The organism is Parasphingorhabdus sp., from assembly GCF_048267785.1.
Classification (GTDB): Bacteria; Pseudomonadota; Alphaproteobacteria; order Sphingomonadales; family Sphingomonadaceae; genus Parasphingorhabdus.
Genome location: NZ_JBLWWU010000001.1, coordinates 62,582 through 79,523, shown reverse-complemented (window position 1 = coordinate 79,523; position 16,942 = coordinate 62,582). Strand labels below are relative to the sequence as shown.

General features: G+C 55.9%; 14 protein-coding genes and 1 riboswitch. Of the genes, 10 read left to right on the top strand and 4 right to left on the bottom strand.

The window, feature by feature from the left end; translation table 11 throughout:
• Positions 1-50: 50 nt before the first annotated feature.
• Positions 51-569 (bottom strand): GNAT family N-acetyltransferase, encoded by a 519-nt coding sequence (locus tag ACN0VD_RS00345; RefSeq protein ID WP_417590423.1) that lies wholly within the window; start codon positions 567-569, stop codon positions 51-53.
• 248 nt (positions 570-817) lie between these two features.
• Here ACN0VD_RS00345 and ACN0VD_RS00340 point away from each other — a divergent pair, with 248 nt between their 5' ends.
• Complete coding sequence (locus ACN0VD_RS00340; RefSeq protein ID WP_417590421.1) at positions 818-1,681, top strand: helix-hairpin-helix domain-containing protein; 864 nt, start codon at positions 818-820, stop codon at positions 1,679-1,681.
• Positions 1,682-1,771: 90 nt separating this feature from the next.
• On the opposite strand, the gene ACN0VD_RS00335 is transcribed toward ACN0VD_RS00340, so the two are convergent.
• The gene (locus ACN0VD_RS00335; protein ID WP_417590419.1) at positions 1,772-2,785 is read right to left on the bottom strand and encodes a sodium:calcium antiporter; all 1,014 of its coding nucleotides are present in this window, start codon (positions 2,783-2,785) and stop codon (positions 1,772-1,774) included.
• A gap of 718 nt (positions 2,786-3,503) precedes the next feature.
• On the opposite strand from ACN0VD_RS00335, the gene ACN0VD_RS00330 reads away from it, so the two are divergent.
• The 7 genes from ACN0VD_RS00330 to ACN0VD_RS00300 all read left to right on the top strand — a co-directional run bounded on the left by ACN0VD_RS00330 (position 3,504) and on the right by ACN0VD_RS00300 (position 11,943).
• Positions 3,504-4,619, top strand: coding sequence for a TIGR03032 family protein (locus ACN0VD_RS00330; RefSeq protein ID WP_417590417.1), 1,116 nt, complete (start codon positions 3,504-3,506; stop codon positions 4,617-4,619).
• A 260-nt stretch (positions 4,620-4,879) separates the two neighbouring features.
• Entirely contained in the window at positions 4,880-5,431 is a 552-nt protein-coding gene (locus tag ACN0VD_RS00325) for a TetR/AcrR family transcriptional regulator (RefSeq protein ID WP_417590415.1), read from the top strand.
• Between the two features lie 2 nt (positions 5,432-5,433).
• Entirely contained in the window at positions 5,434-6,447 is a 1,014-nt protein-coding gene (hlyD, locus tag ACN0VD_RS00320) for a secretion protein HlyD (RefSeq protein ID WP_417590413.1), read from the top strand.
• Positions 6,444-8,225, top strand: a complete 1,782-nt coding sequence (locus tag ACN0VD_RS00315) for an ATP-binding cassette domain-containing protein (protein WP_417590411.1) — start codon at positions 6,444-6,446, stop codon at positions 8,223-8,225. The genes hlyD and ACN0VD_RS00315 overlap by 4 nt, the downstream gene beginning before the upstream one ends.
• 1 nt (position 8,226) lies before the next feature.
• Positions 8,227-9,357 (top strand): ABC transporter permease, encoded by a 1,131-nt coding sequence (locus ACN0VD_RS00310; RefSeq protein WP_417590409.1) that lies wholly within the window; start codon positions 8,227-8,229, stop codon positions 9,355-9,357.
• On the top strand, positions 9,357-10,502 hold the full coding sequence (locus ACN0VD_RS00305) for an ABC transporter permease (RefSeq protein ID WP_417590407.1): 1,146 nt from the start codon (positions 9,357-9,359) through the stop codon (positions 10,500-10,502). The genes ACN0VD_RS00310 and ACN0VD_RS00305 overlap by 1 nt, the downstream gene beginning before the upstream one ends.
• A 7-nt stretch (positions 10,503-10,509) precedes the next feature.
• Positions 10,510-11,943, top strand: coding sequence for an efflux transporter outer membrane subunit (locus tag ACN0VD_RS00300; protein WP_417590405.1), 1,434 nt, complete (start codon positions 10,510-10,512; stop codon positions 11,941-11,943).
• Between the two features lie 88 nt (positions 11,944-12,031).
• Here ACN0VD_RS00300 and ACN0VD_RS00295 read toward each other — a convergent pair whose 3' ends face one another.
• Positions 12,032-12,376: a hypothetical protein gene (locus ACN0VD_RS00295; RefSeq protein ID WP_417590403.1), complete on the bottom strand. Its 345-nt coding sequence runs from the start codon at positions 12,374-12,376 to the stop codon at positions 12,032-12,034.
• A gap of 221 nt (positions 12,377-12,597) precedes the next feature.
• A riboswitch (cobalamin riboswitch) is annotated at positions 12,598-12,809 on the top strand.
• Positions 12,810-12,886: 77 nt separating this feature from the next.
• Between ACN0VD_RS00295 and ACN0VD_RS00290 the strand changes: the two genes are divergently transcribed.
• Together ACN0VD_RS00290 and ACN0VD_RS00285 are read left to right on the top strand one after the other, a co-directional pair.
• Complete coding sequence (locus ACN0VD_RS00290) at positions 12,887-14,779, top strand: TonB-dependent receptor plug domain-containing protein (RefSeq protein WP_417590401.1); 1,893 nt, start codon at positions 12,887-12,889, stop codon at positions 14,777-14,779.
• 28 nt (positions 14,780-14,807) lie between these two features.
• Positions 14,808-15,350 (top strand): hypothetical protein, encoded by a 543-nt coding sequence (locus tag ACN0VD_RS00285; protein WP_417590399.1) that lies wholly within the window; start codon positions 14,808-14,810, stop codon positions 15,348-15,350.
• Positions 15,351-15,509: 159 nt separating this feature from the next.
• Here the strand turns inward: ACN0VD_RS00285 and lpdA are convergent, their stop codons facing one another.
• Positions 15,510-16,922, bottom strand: coding sequence for a dihydrolipoyl dehydrogenase (gene lpdA / locus ACN0VD_RS00280; protein WP_417590397.1), 1,413 nt, complete (start codon positions 16,920-16,922; stop codon positions 15,510-15,512).
• Positions 16,923-16,942: the final 20 nt, after the last annotated feature.

Here is a 16,942-nt window from a genome sequence, read left to right as displayed (position 1 = left end):
CGCGTCATATTCACACCTGTTCACATCCGGGCTGGCGGAACCGCGGTAAATCAGGGATCGAGGTGCCTCTCCATATAAGAGGCGTCTGGACCATATTTTGTCAAAACGTCTTTCGCGCCAGACGGGCGGGTTGCGGAGAAGCCATGGCGCTGCCAGAAACTTGCCGCATTCCCGACCGACACCAGGGCGACAATCCTGAAATTGAGAAAATGCGCCAAGGCCATTGTCCGGGCTACGATCTTGTCTGCCATTCCCAATCCGCGAGCGCTCGGAGACAAGGCAAGGTCGTGAATATAGAAAGCATCAGGCTCATCCGGCAACGCCCCTAGCAAATTGTCGAGAGGCGCGGGGCATCCGCGGGTCCAGGGGTGGGACAGAATATATCCGGCAGGCTCATTCCCGGACATCAGCATTGAGCAGCCTCGCGGAAAAAGACTCAGCTTCTCGCGCAGGACGTCATCCGATTCAGGAAAATCGGGATGAATATCTGCGGCCAGTTTTGATACCGAGACGATATCCGGTAGCTGCATCGGTCGCCATACGGTTTTGGGGCTGGGATCGGTGGCCATATTCGTCCTCGTTGCTGTTGAACCACGATGTTCCGCAGTCGTAATTTCGTTGCCTGTCGTCATGACTGGCTAATAGCCGGACGTTATACCGACTTTGTGCAAGATCAACTTTCGCAATTCAGATTCTCCAAAAACCGGCGCGCGCTTATGGGGTTGGCGGATAGGTAACTTCGCGTATGGCGCGCGGCATGGCGTTTAGCTAAATTTCTTGTCTGGCTGGAGAGAAACAGCAACTGGGCTTTGAAAATATGACCGCTATTGAGCCATCCCGAACGCACGAAAAGCGGCATGACGCCAATGCCATGATCGCCTCGGCGTTGCGCGAAGCCGCTGCATTGCTGAAAGCGCAGGATGCCAGCCCCTTTCGCAGCATGGCCTATCTGAAAGCAGCGACCACGATTGAAAATCTGGACGAAGATATTTCTGAAATCGCCACAGGCGGAATGGAAGCTCTCGATGCAATACCCAATATTGGCAAAGTTATTGGCGCGGCTATCCTTGAATTGCTGTCGACGGGACGGTGGTCACAACTCGACCGGCTTCGGGGAGGACTGGAACCGGAAGCCGCCTTCCGTGCGATTCCCGGCATTGGACCAACGCTTGCCCGTCAGATACATGAGCATCTTGATGTCGATACGCTGGAAGCACTGGAAACCGCAGCGCATGATGGCCGATTGGGAAAAGTTCCGGGTATCGGTCCGCGGAGACTGTCGATCATTCGCAATGCCCTTTCCGGAATGCTTTCACGCTACCACAGGGGCAGACGCTATTACCCAGATCAATCACCGCCGTCGGTCGATCTGTTGCTGAGCGTCGACGATGAATATCGCACCAAGGCAGAGGCAGGAAAACTGCGCCAGATTGCACCATCGCGGTTCAATCCCGAAGGCAAGCCATGGCTGCCTGTTCTGCATACCGAAAGGGGGCCATGGCATTTTACTGCACTTTATTCCAATACCGCGCGGGCGCATGAACTTGGTAAAACCGGCGACTGGGTAATCATATTCTGCAGCAGCGACCACCAGTCGGAAGGACAATATACGGTTGTTACCGAAACGTCCGGGCGCAACAAAGGGAAGCGTGTCGTGCGGGGCCGGGAAAATGAACAATGACACCGGTACGTTTCGCGGCGCTCATGCAGGCACTTTTCTCCCGGTTGAGGCGGTTATGCAACTCTGGTGCCCGACTGGAACATCATCAGACTAGGTCGAGCTGATGTAGATGATATAGTGATTCAGAAGATAGATTGTGAACAAGGCGATGCTGATCCATCCCACGGTGTGAAACAGTCTCGTTTGCGGGCGGTATAGCAATCCAATGACGACAACGCCGCTCATCACTACTGCCGCCATGGCCGTCGCCCCGTGTATCGGCGAGGCGGATGCGAGAAGCGGCCCGTCAAAATACAACCCGTCTTCAATGGCGAGTATCAAAATGTTGAACAGGTTGCTGCCAAGGAGGTTGGCAATCGCCATATTCACCGCGCCTTGGCGCAACGCCGCCATTGACACCGTCAGCTCCGGCAGGGACGTTGCGGCGGCAACCAGCACTGTTCCAAAAAACCCTCGGCCAATATTCATTTGATCCGCAATATTGGCTCCAAAAACCGGGAGCAGAGTTCCGCCAATCAAAATCGCGACAGCAGCCCCCAGAACCCACATTTGCGCTTCTGGTAGCGAGACCGCCGACGGGGCTTTTACGGCCTCCAGTGCGGCACCTTCCCGTATCTTGGCTTCATAATTGTAGATCGCACGGGTCGCGATAACATAGAGCAACACGATCACGAGAGAGGTTGCGCTGAAATGCAGGATGGTTGGACTGATACCAAGGCTGCCGACCATGACGGTCAGGCCGGCAAAACCGGTTAACATGATCCCAAAGCCGGCCGACAAAATATGGGCCTGTCGCGCCCGGCGATAAACCGATTCTCCGCGCACAGCGAAATCGAGAACCACCAGCATGACCAGATTGAATACGCAGCTACCAAATACCGCCCCGACTGCCAATTCGGGCGCATTGGCGATGCCAATCGACGATATGCCGGCGGCAAGTTCCGGCAATGATGTGATCGAAGCTAGCAGAATAAGGCCGATCCAGTCGTCGGACAGTCCTCTTTTGGCAGCAATAATTTCCGCATTTTGGGTAAGCTTCGGTCCGGCCACCAAAATCAGCAGCGCGCAGATTCCGAATAACAGCCACTGAACGATCAGGGTCATCCTGCTCCACTTCCTGGAAAAATGATCAATTCCTGTTCGATGAATCTGCCTCCTGTAAAATGCGACTGTTCAAAGTCAGGGTCAGATATCCGCCAATCTCCCCGATCTGCGTTTGCCGAAGGACCAGTTCCGACGGAACGTGACATTTTTCGGCGTTGCACCATCGCAGACTGCCGCTGCCCCTATCGGAGAGTTAATATCGCAGGTCGGGACGCCGGATGGATTCCGGTCTCCCGGTTGTCTGAAACCGGCGTGCTTCCCGTCGGCAGGCCATTTCCTACAATATTCGTCATGATGTGATTTGTCTCTCCGGAACGGGATATTTGGGGGTGGAGGGTCAGGGATTACCGTTCCGGCGAGACATAATTTATATCGTCGAAAGCGTGATCGAGAAAAATCAGGAATTATACCTAGCGACAATTGCCTCCGGGGGAATTGGGATCTCTCTCTGCAGCCCATATCCTGAGAAGAATAGGGCTATGATTCCTCCCCCGGCTCCTGCCCTGCCGGCGATATTGGGTTGAATCAATTGGAGGAAATTTCCCGAACCTGTATGGGATGACAATATTCGTTCGACTCTGGCGACAAGGATCAATCCCGCGAAAGGCGGTTATCCGGGCTTGCTATCCGGTCGAGGGTGCCGAAGGCCAGAAGCACCAACATTCTTGCGTGGGATGAAGATTCGGCCACGGTTGTGAAAAATCACGGAGGGATTGGCGTGACGGAAAATCAGACGGACACGGCCGAAAGGGCTACGCCGGAGAACACCAACAAACCAACGGAGGCATCCCCTCCGGCCCAGCCGGATGCGGGCAAGATCGATATTGATTTCTCGCACGGCCTCGCGACTTTTCTGGCGACAAACAATATCTCGCTCGGCTTCACATCCTATCAAACCGGACGTCTCTATCTGGTCGGCTCCGGTGCAGACGGAAAGCTTGCCCTGCACGAAGCGCAATATCCCCAGGCCATGGGTATCGCCGGCGACAATGAACGGATTTATCTCGGAACCCTGACCCAGGTTGTCCGGATGGAAAATGTACTCGCGGCAGGGCAAACCGCCAATAATGTGCATGACAAAGTCTATGTACCGCGCAATATGCAGACCACCGGCAATATTGATATTCACGAACTGGGCATCCGCAAAAACGGGCGGCTGATCTTTGTCAACACCCGCTTCAGTTGCCTGTGCGAGCCCGATATCAAGCATAGCTTCAAGCCGGTCTGGAAGCCCGAATTCATCTCCAAACTCGCGCCGGAAGACCGCTGTCACCTCAACGGTCTGGGGATGGTCGATGGCGAACCGAAATATGTGTCCGCCGTCTGCCGCAGCGATGTCATCGATGGCTGGCGTGATCGGCGCCATGATGGCGGCGTGATCATCGATATCGACAGCAACGAGATCATGGCAGAGGGCCTGTCGATGCCGCACAGCCCGCGATGGTATGATGGAAAATTATGGATATTGAATTCCGGCAGCGGTGAAATGGGCTGGATCAATCCCGCCGATAAAAGTTTTCAGCCGGTTGCCTTTTTCCCCGGCTTCCTGCGCGGGCTATCGTTTCACCGGCATTTCGCCATCACGACCTTGTCAAAGCCGCGCAATGACCGTTTCGAAGGTCTGGCGCTGGACGACAAGCTCAAGCAGAAAGACGCCGACGCCTGGTGCGGCTTCCATATCGTCAATTTGCAATCGGGCAATGTGGCCCATTGGCTGCGCCTTGATGGTGCGATCACCGAATTGTTCGATATCTGCGTGTTGCCCGGGGTCAGAAATCCGATCACACTGGGACCAAATTCGCAGGAAATCAGGGATTTTATCACATTTGATTGAATCGACAACCGGGCAGGTTTTGCCTGCGTGCCTGGCAATTGCTTGTAGTTGGAAGCGCAACAAATAATGAATGCACGGTCGTGCGCCTATCTCACGGATGGGCTGTCCCAACCCTGTTTCGCCGAAGCGATTGATCCCGTTTGACATCCTTTGTAATTTATATAATGACTGTCATTATATGAAATGCGGAGCCGAGTCGATTGCCTGAAACAAACAAGCCATTGCGGGGAAGACCGCCCGGAGACGCTCGCGAGAGGATCTTGCAAGCCGCGCGACAATTGATTGGCGATGCCGGCTATGAAGCAACGTCCGTCCCGCAGATCGTCGACGCAGCCGGCGTCGCTCAGGGTACTTTTTACCGCTATTTCAAATCCAAGGCAGAGCTGTCGAAAGCATTTGCCGATATTTTCAACGAACAGTTGATGAGTAAATTCGATGAGGCTTTCCGGTCTCAGATACCGATGTCCGAAATGATGCCGGCGATTATCGAACAGCTGTTGAAACTGTTTCAGGAATATCATGACATCATGCCATTTCTGGAAGAACATTCAATGCCCTTCGGTACATCCGAATATGCAGCGGACCTCCGGGAAAAACATTTCGCCCGGATGGCAACCATCATCACCCGCGATCAGCAAAACGGGCTGATCCGAAATGATATCCCACCGGAACTCCTCGCCCGGCTTGGCGGCGGCGTTATGACGAATCTCGCACGGATGGTCGCGCTCGAGGAGAACGATCAGGAGCCTGCCGAACTATTCATGAGTGGCAGAGCATTTGTAATGGCCGCGCTAGCGCCGCAGGAGAAATAAACATGCCAAAACGGACCATCATCATTGCGGCGATTGCGATCATTTTAGCTCTGGCTGCGATTTTTACATCAGGTTTCGGGCTGTGGTCCGGGGACGACGCACAGGCGGAATTTTACGGCAATGTCGATATCAGGGAAGTGGATCTCGCCTTTGAACAATCCGGGCGGATCACCGAAATGAACTTCGATGAAGGGCAACGGGTCGAGAAAGGCGCGGTGATGGCGGTCATCGATCAGCAATCCCTCAGCGATGACCTGCGCGCGGCACAGGCGCGGCTGACCAGCGCCCAGGCGCAACTGGTCAAGAGCCGGAATGGCAACCGTCCCCAGGAAATTGCTGCAGCCGCCGCGCAGGTCGAGCAGGCCCGCGCGCAGCTCAGGCAGGCGCGGGCGGCATTCGAACGGCGGCGCGGACTGGTGGCCAGCGGTGCTGTTTCCCGCGCCCAGCTCGAACAGTCACGCGAAGCGTTTGAAGTGGCGCAGGCCGCCGTAAACAGCGCCACCCAACAGCTCTCGCTCCTGCGTGCGGGAAGCCGCCGCGAAGATATCGCGGCCAACGCCGCTGCCGTTGAACAGGCGAAGGCCGATGTTGCACAAGCGCGTACGCGGCTGAGCGAAGGCCAGCTTGTCGCGCCGTCAGGCGGTATCATTCTTTCGCGGGTTCAGGAACCGGGGGCAATCGTTAGCCCTGGCGCTACGATCTACACTCTGACGATCGACAAGCCGGTTTATATTCGCGCCTATGCCCCGGAACCGCAGCTTGGCTTGCTGGCACCGGGTAGCAAGGTAAATATAAAGACCGATAGCAGCGACAAAATCTATCACGGTACGATTGGCTATGTCTCGCCAAGCGCGGAGTTCACCCCGAAAACCGTTCAGACCGAAGATTTGCGAGCAGATCTCGTTTATCGTTTCCGTGTAATCGTGCAGGATCCCGACGACGGACTGCGACAGGGGCAACCGGTGACGGTCATGGTGAAACGCAGCGAACGCCAAATTCAGGCATCGGATGAATGACCAGTCTCATTGCCTCGGCCACCGGTGTCGTAAAACGATTTGCTGCTGAATCGGGAAAGAAGGAAGATATTATAAACGCTCTGGACGGCGTCGATTTCGATGTCCGTGCCGGAGAAATAACCGGACTGGTTGGCCCCGATGGCGCGGGAAAAACCACGTTGATCAGACTGCTTGCAGGGTTGATGAAACCGGATGACGGCACAATTTTTGTCGATGGGGTCGACGTTATTGCAGACCCTGAATCGGTCTACCAGTGTATCGGCTATATGCCCCAGCGCTTTGGCTTATATGAGGATCTGTCGGTCCAGGAAAATCTTGATCTCTACGCCGACCTGCGGGATCTGGACAAGGTTGAGCGCCAGGACACATTTGCGCGGCTGCTTGATTTTACCGATCTGCAGCGCTTTACAAGCCGTCTGGCGGGCAATCTTTCTGGGGGTATGAAACAGAAGCTGGGCCTTGCCTGCGCGCTGATCAACACGCCAACCCTGCTGCTGCTCGACGAGCCCGGAGTCGGTGTAGATCCAGTTTCCCGGCGCGAGCTGTGGAAGATGGTCAAGGATCTGACCAGCGAAGGAATCGGTATCGTCTGGTCGACCGCCTATCTCGACGAGGCCGAAGCGTGTGATCATGTCCACCTGCTCAATCACGGACAGAGGCTGTTCGGCGGAAAACCGGAAGATCTGACCGGGTCGGTCAAAGATCGCGTCTTCAGGCTCGATCATTTTACCGGCAATAAACGCGAAGTGCTGGCCAGTGCCCTGAACCGCGAAGGAGTGCGCGATGGCACGATACAGGGCGACGCTATTCGTTTGTTATTCGCTGAAAATGTTGCGCCCGATATCGACGGAATCAACGGCGCGGAAAATGGCCGCCTCACTCCGGTTGCGCCTCGCTTTGAAGACGCGTTCATCGACATATTGGGCGGAGGACCGGATGGACGCAGTGCGCTGGCCAATGATTATCGAGAGATTGACGAGACCGACCAACCCCAGATTGTCGCCGACCGGATGACCAAGAAATTTGGCGATTTTACGGCCGCGCATGACATGAACTTCTCCATCCCCCGCGGCGAGATTTTCGGCTTGCTCGGGCCGAACGGTGCGGGCAAATCGACGACCTTTAAAATGCTGTGCGGCTTGCTCAGTCCAACCGAAGGAAACGGCAGCGTCGCAGGCTATGACCTCAGGCATTCGCGTGCCGACGCACGGGGCGCTCTGGGCTATATGGCGCAGAAATTTTCGCTCTATGGTGAATTGAGCGTTCGCCAGAATCTTGAATTTTTCGCCGGGATATATGGCCTGTCCGGAACAACGGCGAAACATCGTATCAAGGCCATGATCGATACGTTCGAGCTTGGCCCGTTCCTCGACAGCGATGCCGGCGGCATTCCCCTGGGTTTCAAGCAACGTCTGGCGCTGTGCTGTGCGGTGATGCACCAGCCACCGGTGCTGTTTCTTGATGAGCCGACCTCGGGGGTCGACCCGACCACAAGGCGGGAGTTTTGGCAGCATATCAACGGACTTGTCGACAAAGGCGTCACCGTATTGGTCACAACCCATTTCATGGAAGAAGCGGAATATTGTGACCGTATCGCTCTCATCTATCGTGCCGAGACAATCGCTTTCGGCACCCCCGATGACCTGAAAAAGGAAGCGGCAACAATGGCAGGCAGGGAGGATTCTGCCCATTTCACCATGGAAGATGCGTTTATCGCGATGATCGAAAATGCTGATATCGTTCGTGAATCTTCAAACCAGACGAAGGAAGCCGCCTGATATGGCAGTCCAATTCTCTTCCCGGCGGCTGCGCGCTCTTTTTACCAAAGAGACGCTGCAAGTCATGCGCGATCCTTCCACGATCCTCATCGCCGTGTTCCTCCCGGTGATGCTCGTCTTCCTGTTTGGCTATGGCGTCTCGCTCGATACCTCGGTTGTCAAACTGGGACTGAACCAGCAAAGCAGCGGTTCCGCAAGCCACAGTCTGGCTTCGTCTTATGTAAATTCACCCTATTTTGCCGTAACACAATCTCATGACAAGGGCGCTCTGTTGGCGGATCTGACGGCAGGCCGGATCAGAGGTATCGTGACAATACCATCCGATTTTGACCGACGCTATGCCGCAAGCGGAAAGACCGCAAAGATAGAGATCGTAACCGATGGCAGCAACCCGAGCACAGCCAATTTTGTCACCGCCTATGCGCAAGGGGTTCATGCCGAATGGTTGGCTTCTCAAAGCGCGGAGGGCACTCAAGTGCGAAGTGGCGGAATCCAGGTGTTGCCGCAATTCTGGTATAATACCGCGCTGACCAGCCGTAATTTCCTTGTCCCGGGTTCCTTTGCTGTCATCCTGACCATGATCGGAAGCCTGCTGACCGCTCTGGTTGTCGCCCGGGAATGGGAGCGCGGAACGATGGAAGCGCTGATCGCAACGCCGGTTACCATCCCGGAATTTATCATCACAAAGATGATCCCCTATTTCCTTCTTGGGCTTATTGCGGCGACCATCTGCACGTTGATGGCCGTCTATATATTCGACGTTCCGTTTAGAGGGTCGATACTGGCTCTATATGTCCTATATGCTGCTTTTCTGATGCCGGCGCTCGGTCAGGGACTGTTGATATCCGCAGCCCTCAAGAACCAGTTTGTTGCCTCACAGGTCGCGCTTCTGACCGCTTTCCTGCCGGCGTTTTTGCTTTCCGGGCTTATCTTTGAAATCAGTTCAATGCCGAAATGGATTCAGGCGATCACCTATGCCGTGCCTGCGCGTTACCTGATCCCGCCGCTGCAAAGCCTTTTCCTGACCGGCAATGTCGGGGCGCTGTTGATTCCCAATATTGCGATACTGCTCGGATTTGGTTCGCTATTCTTCGTCCTGATATTTCGGGTTACCAGAAAGAGTCTCGACTGATGGCTGAACACCCATTTGCAAATTGGCCGGCCTGGGCAAGGATGAAGGCGCTGGTGATCAAGGAACTGCTGGCCATGCTCCGCGACAAGAAGGGGCGGCTCATCCTCGTTGCGCCACCGATATTGCAGCTCGTTCTGTTCAGTTTTGCGTCGACGCTTGCCGTCGAAAATGCCGATATCGTGTATCTCGACCGGGATGGCGGCCTAGCCACTGCGGAGTTTATCCAGCGGATCCAGGGGAGCCCGAATTTTCGCGCCGTGACGCGCGTGGCATCGGAGAAGGCGATAGAAGAGGCAATTGACGATCAGGATGCGATCGCCGGAATCTATTTTCCGCAAGGATTTAGTGCTGATCTGAAGGCCGGACACCCTGCCCCGCTCCAGATCGTCTATGACGGCCGCCGGTCCAATGCGTCCCAGATCGTCAACAGTTATCTTGGGCAAATTGCGGCCAGTCTCAACATGTCGCTCAGCGCTGCCCGGCAGGGTAATAGCACAAGGACACCAAGCGAAATTGTCGCGACCAATGCCTTCAATCCCAATCTGGAATATCTGTGGTTTGTGCTGCCCAGTTTGATCGCGATGATCAGTGCCATTGCCACCCTGTCGGTTACCGCCCAGTCGGTTGCGCGTGAACGGGAACTTGGCACGTTTGATCAACTGATGGTAACGCCACTGAGAGTGCATGAAATCCTGATTGGAAAATCAATCCCGCCGTTTTTGGTCGGGCTATTGAACTCGGCGATCTTCATTATTGCAGCGGTATTTTTCTTTAAAGTACCGCTTCAGGGATCACTCATTCTTCTTTTCGGAGCGATTATTTTTTACCTGCTGTCCGTCATAGGGGTCGGGCTTTTCATCTCCTCGCTATCCACTACGCAGCAACAGGCCTTTCTCGGTACATTTATCTTCATCACGCCCGCTGTGCTGTTGTCGGGCTATGCTTCGCCGATCGACAACGTTCCGTACTGGCTCGAGAGGATTGCACTGGCCAACCCGATCCGTCATTTTATCGAGATTGTGCAGGGCGTGTTCCTGAAGGCAATGCCGCTCATCGAAGTGCTCGCCAACACCGTTCCGCTCATCATCATATCGATCTTTACACTGTCTGCGGCAGCCTGGCTGTTCCGCCACAGAATGGAGTAACCGCAATATGTCCCAGTCACCCGGAATATTTGTCCTGAGCGCGGCGATATTGTTATCGTCCTGTACCGCCGTGGGTGCTGAACATATCCGCCCCGGTATTACGCCCCCCGCACAGTTTCATTCGATTGATGACAGCAGCCCGGTTGACGGACGCTGGTGGCAGCAATTTAATGACCCCCTGCTTACCGCGCTTGTTGAGGAAACGGCGAGGCGCAATCTCAATGTCGCCGAAGCGGCGGCCCGGGTTCGTGAAGCGCGCGCCCTGCTCGAAGCGGCGAGAGGGGGGCGTCTCCCCGAAGGCGCGCTAACCGGGTCGGTCACCAGCAACCGGCTCAGCGAGGAAGGACCGATACCGGTCGGCAAAATTCCGGGCTTGGAGCGTGACTATACATTGTTCGACGCTGGTTTTGATGCCTCGTGGGAAATCGATCTATGGGGTCGCGAGAGCAACAATATCCAGGCGCGGGCCAATGACCTTGCCGAGAAACAGGAGCTGCAACGCTCTGTCCTGCTCAGCGCAATAGCAGAAACCGCCGCGGCCTATATCGATCTACGCAGCGCCGAGGCATCCGCCGATGCCGTTGCGGCACAGGCAAAAGCTTTGCAGGAAAAACTGCGTCTGTCCCGGCTTCGCAGCGATAACGGGGAAGCACCCAAATCCGAGACCGTGCAAATCGCTGTGCAGGCAGAAGAAGCCGCCGCGCAATTGGCACCATTACAGGCCAACGCCCGCGTCGCCGCCTATCGCCTGGCCCTGTTGACCGGGCGCAATCCGGCGGACCTGCTCGAGCGGGTCGTCGATATCGGAAGCTTGCCGGACCTGCCGACTGCCGTATCGGCAGGAACGCCATCGGATGTCCTGCGCAACCGTCCCGATATTCGGGCAGCCGAATATAGCCTCGCTGCGGCAACAAACCGGGTCGGAGCCGCAACCGCCGATCTCTTTCCGCGATTTTCCCTCCTCGGCAGCGTTGGCCAGCAATCCCGCGATGGAGAGGGGCTGTTCTCGGCGGGGTCGACACGCTTTTCCTTCGGACCTTCCCTCTCCTGGCCGATTTTCCAGATGGGAACGATCAGGGCCCAGATCCGGGCGGCAGATGCCCGTAGCGAGGCCGCCGCAATCAATTATGAGCGCACGATCCTGACTGCCCTGAACGAAAGCGAAACGGCGCTCACGCACTATACGCGTGCAGTTGAACGGGTCGCCCGAACCAGCTCCGCATTGGCCAATGCGGTCGAAAACGAAAGCTTGTCGAAAAAGCGCTATGCCGCGGGTGAAGACAATAAGCTTGCGCTGATGGATGCGATGGCGGCAACCGCCCGGTCACGGGCTTCGCTCGCCAGCGTGAAAGGCGACGCGCTCAGGCAGGCGGTTGCCGCCTATAAGTCATTGGGCGGCGGATGGCAGGCTTTCGAGCAGGACGAGACGGACGGAGAATAGCTCTCTGCCACGCTGGTCATTGTCTCGAAAGGCTGGAAAGCCATGATGCCACCCCGGGTCCACGACCCGTGATCAGGTGGCGCGTTTTCTATTGTTTGACGGGACGGGTACTGGAGCTTGCATATCCGGCATAGGAATCGGTGAAGGAAAATAGCACGCCATCGGCCTCTTCCGTGGCAAAGCTGGTCGCTTCGCTTGCCGAACTGCCAAATGCCATTTCGTCTTTTTCCATTGCCGAAATCATCGCTTTGCGCTCGGCTGCACAAGCATCTTTGGCCGCTTTCTTGAACGCCGACGTGCCGGTTTTTGCATCCAGTTGCGCCGTTGTAAAGTCGACGAGACAGTTGGAATAAGCGACCCGCGCGGTTTCCGCATCGGCGATGGTGGTGGCAGATACTGTAGTGAATAAGGCAACACTCAAAAATGCAATCATGACTATCATTCCTCAAATGAAGCCTTCTTATACCATATTTACTTTTCTCGCGGGAAGCAGATTCAGCATCCTCCGCTCCGAATTATCTCTATTATAAACAATATGTTAAGCGCCATCTGGCCGAATGTCCCAATCTTGTTTCGAGGCGCAAGGGGCCCCGGAAGACACGACTCGCTGACAAAATGAAAATTGGGGGTTGCAAGCTGAATGATCTGGAGCGAATAGAGCGCCAGATATCGGGTTTCTCTTAATCGAGAATTTAAAGGGAAACCGGTGAGTATTGGGTTTGCGCCCGATTCGAATCCGGTACTGCCCCCGCAACTGTAAGCGGCTAGCCGATATGCCACAGGCCACTGGATCTCCGGATCTGGGAAGGCGGCATATCAGCAGCGATCCGCGAGTCAGGAGACCTGCCCTATATCGTCGTTCTTCAGCCGGACGGGGTGTGTCGGGTGAACGGGGATTTCCCTGCGTAACGGCAAATGATGTCGTTAACAAAAGGGAATATTCATGTCTAAATTTCATTTCATTGCCACGCTTCTGGCGTCTTCCGCCTGTGTCCCTACTGCACTCGCGCAGCCCGCAGATGATCGCGAGATCATTGTCACCGCCACCGGTATCGAACAGGATATGGAAGAAACCGGAGCTGCAATTTCGGTCATCACCGAAGCGGATATCCGGGAACAGCAGGCGGTGTCGATCAGCGATCTGCTGCAGGAACTGCCGGGCGTCAATGTCACCCAGAGCGGCGGACTGGGTTCGCAGACTTCGGTGCGGATACGCGGCGCGGAAAGCGACCAGACATTGGTGCTGATTAACGGCATCCGGGTCAACGACCCCTCCTCTCCCGACGGTGCATTTGATTTCGGCAATCTGACCGCTGGCAATATCGAACGGATAGAAGTCCTGCGCGGCGCCAATAGCGTGACCTGGGGTAGTCAGGCCGTCGGCGGCGTGGTCAATGTGATCACCAAAAGCCCGACCGAGGACTTGAGCCTGTTCGCCCAGGGAGAATATGGCGCGCATGACACGGTGCGGTTGGTCAGCAATGCCTCTGGCAAGGTTGGCCCCGTCGGTCTGAGCATTGGCGGCGGCTATGTCAGCACCGACGGCATCAGCACCTATTCCGGCGGAACAGAAGCCGATGGCTATCGCCAATATTCGGCATCCGGGCGGCTGCTGGTTGACCTCACCGACACGATCCGTTTCGAAGCCAATGGCTATTATGCCGACAGCAGGGTCGACAATGACAGCGTCTTTCCACCGTTCAGCTCCGATAGCAGCCAATATTCTCTGGCCGAGGAATTTTACGGCAGTGCGAGCGTTCACGCGACCGCATTTGACGGACGGTTCCAGAACCGCTTTGCCTTCAGCATTGCCGACATCAACCGCGATATCATCAATCCCTTTTTCACGTCGCTTCCACGGGGCCGTACCGAGCGGTTCGAATATCGCGGTGACTTTGCGGTCAGCGAAATATTGCGCTTCGTTTTCGGGACCGAGATGGAGAATAGTCGTTATGAAAACAGCGGCGTAAGCGATTCGACCGGTATCGACTCGCTGTTTTTCCAGACGGTTTACAAGCCAGTGGAAGGCCTCACCCTGACCGGCGGGGTGCGTCATGACGAGCATGATGATTTCGGCGGCAACACCAGCCTTGCGGGCAATCTGGCCTATCAGATCAGCGAAAATGGTCCGACGATCCGGGCCAGCTATGCCGAGGGTTTCAGGGCCCCTTCCCTGATCGACCTCGACGACCGTCCGTTCGGATATGGCACCCCGGATCTGCAACCGGAGACCGCAAAATCCTATGAAATCGGCATCGATCAGTCCCTGATCGGCAATGCGGTACAGATGTCGGTGACCCTGTTCCAGCGCGATACAAGAAACCAGATCGCCTTTGCCGCCTGTCCGGTGGCCCCGGACCCGGCACCGGAAGTCTGCACCAGCGGCAATCGTCCGTTCGGCACGACGCTCAATATCGAACGCAACCGTACCCGCGGGGCGGAAGCGATATTGTCGATCGCGCCGACCGAACGTTTCTCGTTCAACGCCAACTATACCTGGCTCGATACCGAGAATCGCTCGACCGGAGCGAATTTTGGCAACGAACTGGCCCGGCGTCCGGCGAGCAGTCTCTATCTTGATGCCCGCTACAGGACCGGTTTCGGACTGGATCTAGGTGCGGACATGCAGATGGTCGGCGACAGTTTCGATGATCTCGCCAACAGCCGCCGGATCGACGGCTATATCGTGGCGGGCATCCGGGCGAATATGCCGGTTACCAGCAATGTCGAACTGTTCGGACGTATCGACAATCTGTTCGATGTCACCTATGAAACAGCCACTGATTTTGGCACGCTCGGTCGCTCGGCCTATGTCGGCGCTCGCGCACGTTTTTGAAATCATCAAGCAAAAGGGAATATTATCGATGCAAATCCGTCAATCTTCTTCACCCACTGAAAATATCTGGGCGGCCATTCTGGCAATGGGTTCGGTTTTGGGCAGCCTTGCGCTGGCCTGCATATTCCCTTTCGCCGCGCTGGCGGCGTTGCTGGCGGCTACAGTGCCGTTTCGCAAGGCAATGCTGTGGATGGGCGGCGCCTGGTTCGCCAATCAGGCGGTTGGCTATCTGCTGCTCGGCTATCCCCATAGCGCGACAAGCTACGGACACGGTCTTGCCATTGGCGTCACCGCCATTGTCTCGCTGGTGGTAGCGAAAAAGATCCTCGACATGCGCGGTGATCGGTCGCTGCTCTCGGTTGGTCTTGCCTTTGCCGGAGCTTTTGTCGCCTATCAGGCGCTTCTGCTGGTTGCAGCACTGTTCCTTGGCGGCGTGCAGAATTTCGTTCCGGCGATCGTCTGGCAGGTTGCCCAGAATGACATGATGTGGTTTGCAGGTCTTGGTCTGCTTTATCTTGCGCTCGACGGCACGCTCTTTGCACGATTCGGGAACAAGACGCTTCAGGGTTAGGCCATGACCTGATCCGTCAGGCGTAGAATTTTGGAAAGGCATCGCGACATGGGTCCGCGATGCCTTTTTCTTTGATGCCAGGCGTGGGGCGACGACCCGCTTATCAAAGCCCGCGCCCACATGGTGACCTTCTCCCCTAAGGGAGAAGGTTCATATCACTCATATATGCAAGACACGCCCATAAGCGTCGAGCACGCTCTCGTGCATCATCTCGCTCAGCGTTGGATGCGGGAAGACGGTGTTCATCAGTTCCGCTTCGGTCGTTTCCAACGTCTTGCCGATGGTATAGCCCTGAATCAGCTCGGTCACTTCTGCGCCAATCATATGGGCACCGAGCAATTCACCGGTCTTGGCGTCAAATACGGTCTTGATGAATCCTTCCGTCTCACCCAGCGCGATGGCCTTGCCATTGCCGATGAAAGGGAATTTTCCGACCTTGACATCATGACCCGCTTCCTTGGCCTTGGCTTCGGTCAGGCCGACGCTGGCGATCTGCGGATGGCAATAGGTGCAACCGGGAATATTGTTCACATCCATCGCGTGGGGATGACCGTCCTTGCCCATCGACTGGGCAATGGCTTCTACCGCTATGACGCCTTCATGGCTCGCCTTGTGCGCCAGCCACGGGCCAGCGGTGCAGTCGCCGATTGCGTAGATGCCGTCGATATTGGTCCGGCAATATTTATCGGTCTTGATATGGAAACGCTCGTCCGGTTGGACACCCAGTTCATCAAGGCCGATGGTCTCGATATTGGGCTGGATGCCGACAGCGACGATGACATGGCTGAAGTCATGGCTTTCCTTCTTGCCCTTGCTGTCTTCAATCTCCGCCTTGACGCCCTTGTCGCCGGTCTCAATGCTCTTCACCCCGGCGCCGGTCATGATGGTCATGCCCTGCTTTTTCAAAGATTTCTCGAGGAACTTTGAGATTTCCTCGTCTTCCACCGGCACGATCCGGTCGAGCATTTCGACAACCGTCACATCCGCGCCAATATCATTGTAGAAGCTGGCAAATTCGATGCCGATCGCGCCCGACCCGATAACCAGCAATTTGCTTGGCATTTCCGGCGGTGTCATCGCATGGCGATAGGTCCAGATGCGCTTGCCGTCCGCCTTGGCAAAAGGCAGGTCGCGGGCACGGGCGCCGGTGGCGATGATGATATTTTTTGCCTCAAGCTCGACATCACCCTTATCGGTTTTGACGCTCAGTTTGCCCGGAGCGGTGATCGTGCCATCGCCCATGACGACCTCGATCTTGTTCTTTTTCATCAGGCCGGTGACGCCCTGATTGAGCTGCTTGGCCACGCCGCGCGACCGTTTGACAATGGCATCCAGATCCGCGCTGATTTTCTCCGCTGCAAGGCCGTAATCCGCGGCATGTTTCATATTGTGAAACACCTCCGCCGAGCGTAGCAACGCCTTGGTCGGGATACAGCCCCAGTTGAGGCAAATGCCGCCCAGATTTTCCCGTTCCACAATCGCGGTTTTAAGGCCAAGTTGCGAAGCGCGGATCGCGGCTACATAGCCACCGGGGCCGGAGCCGAGTACGATAAGGTCATATCCGTTTGCCATTTTATTCCTTTTCGATAATC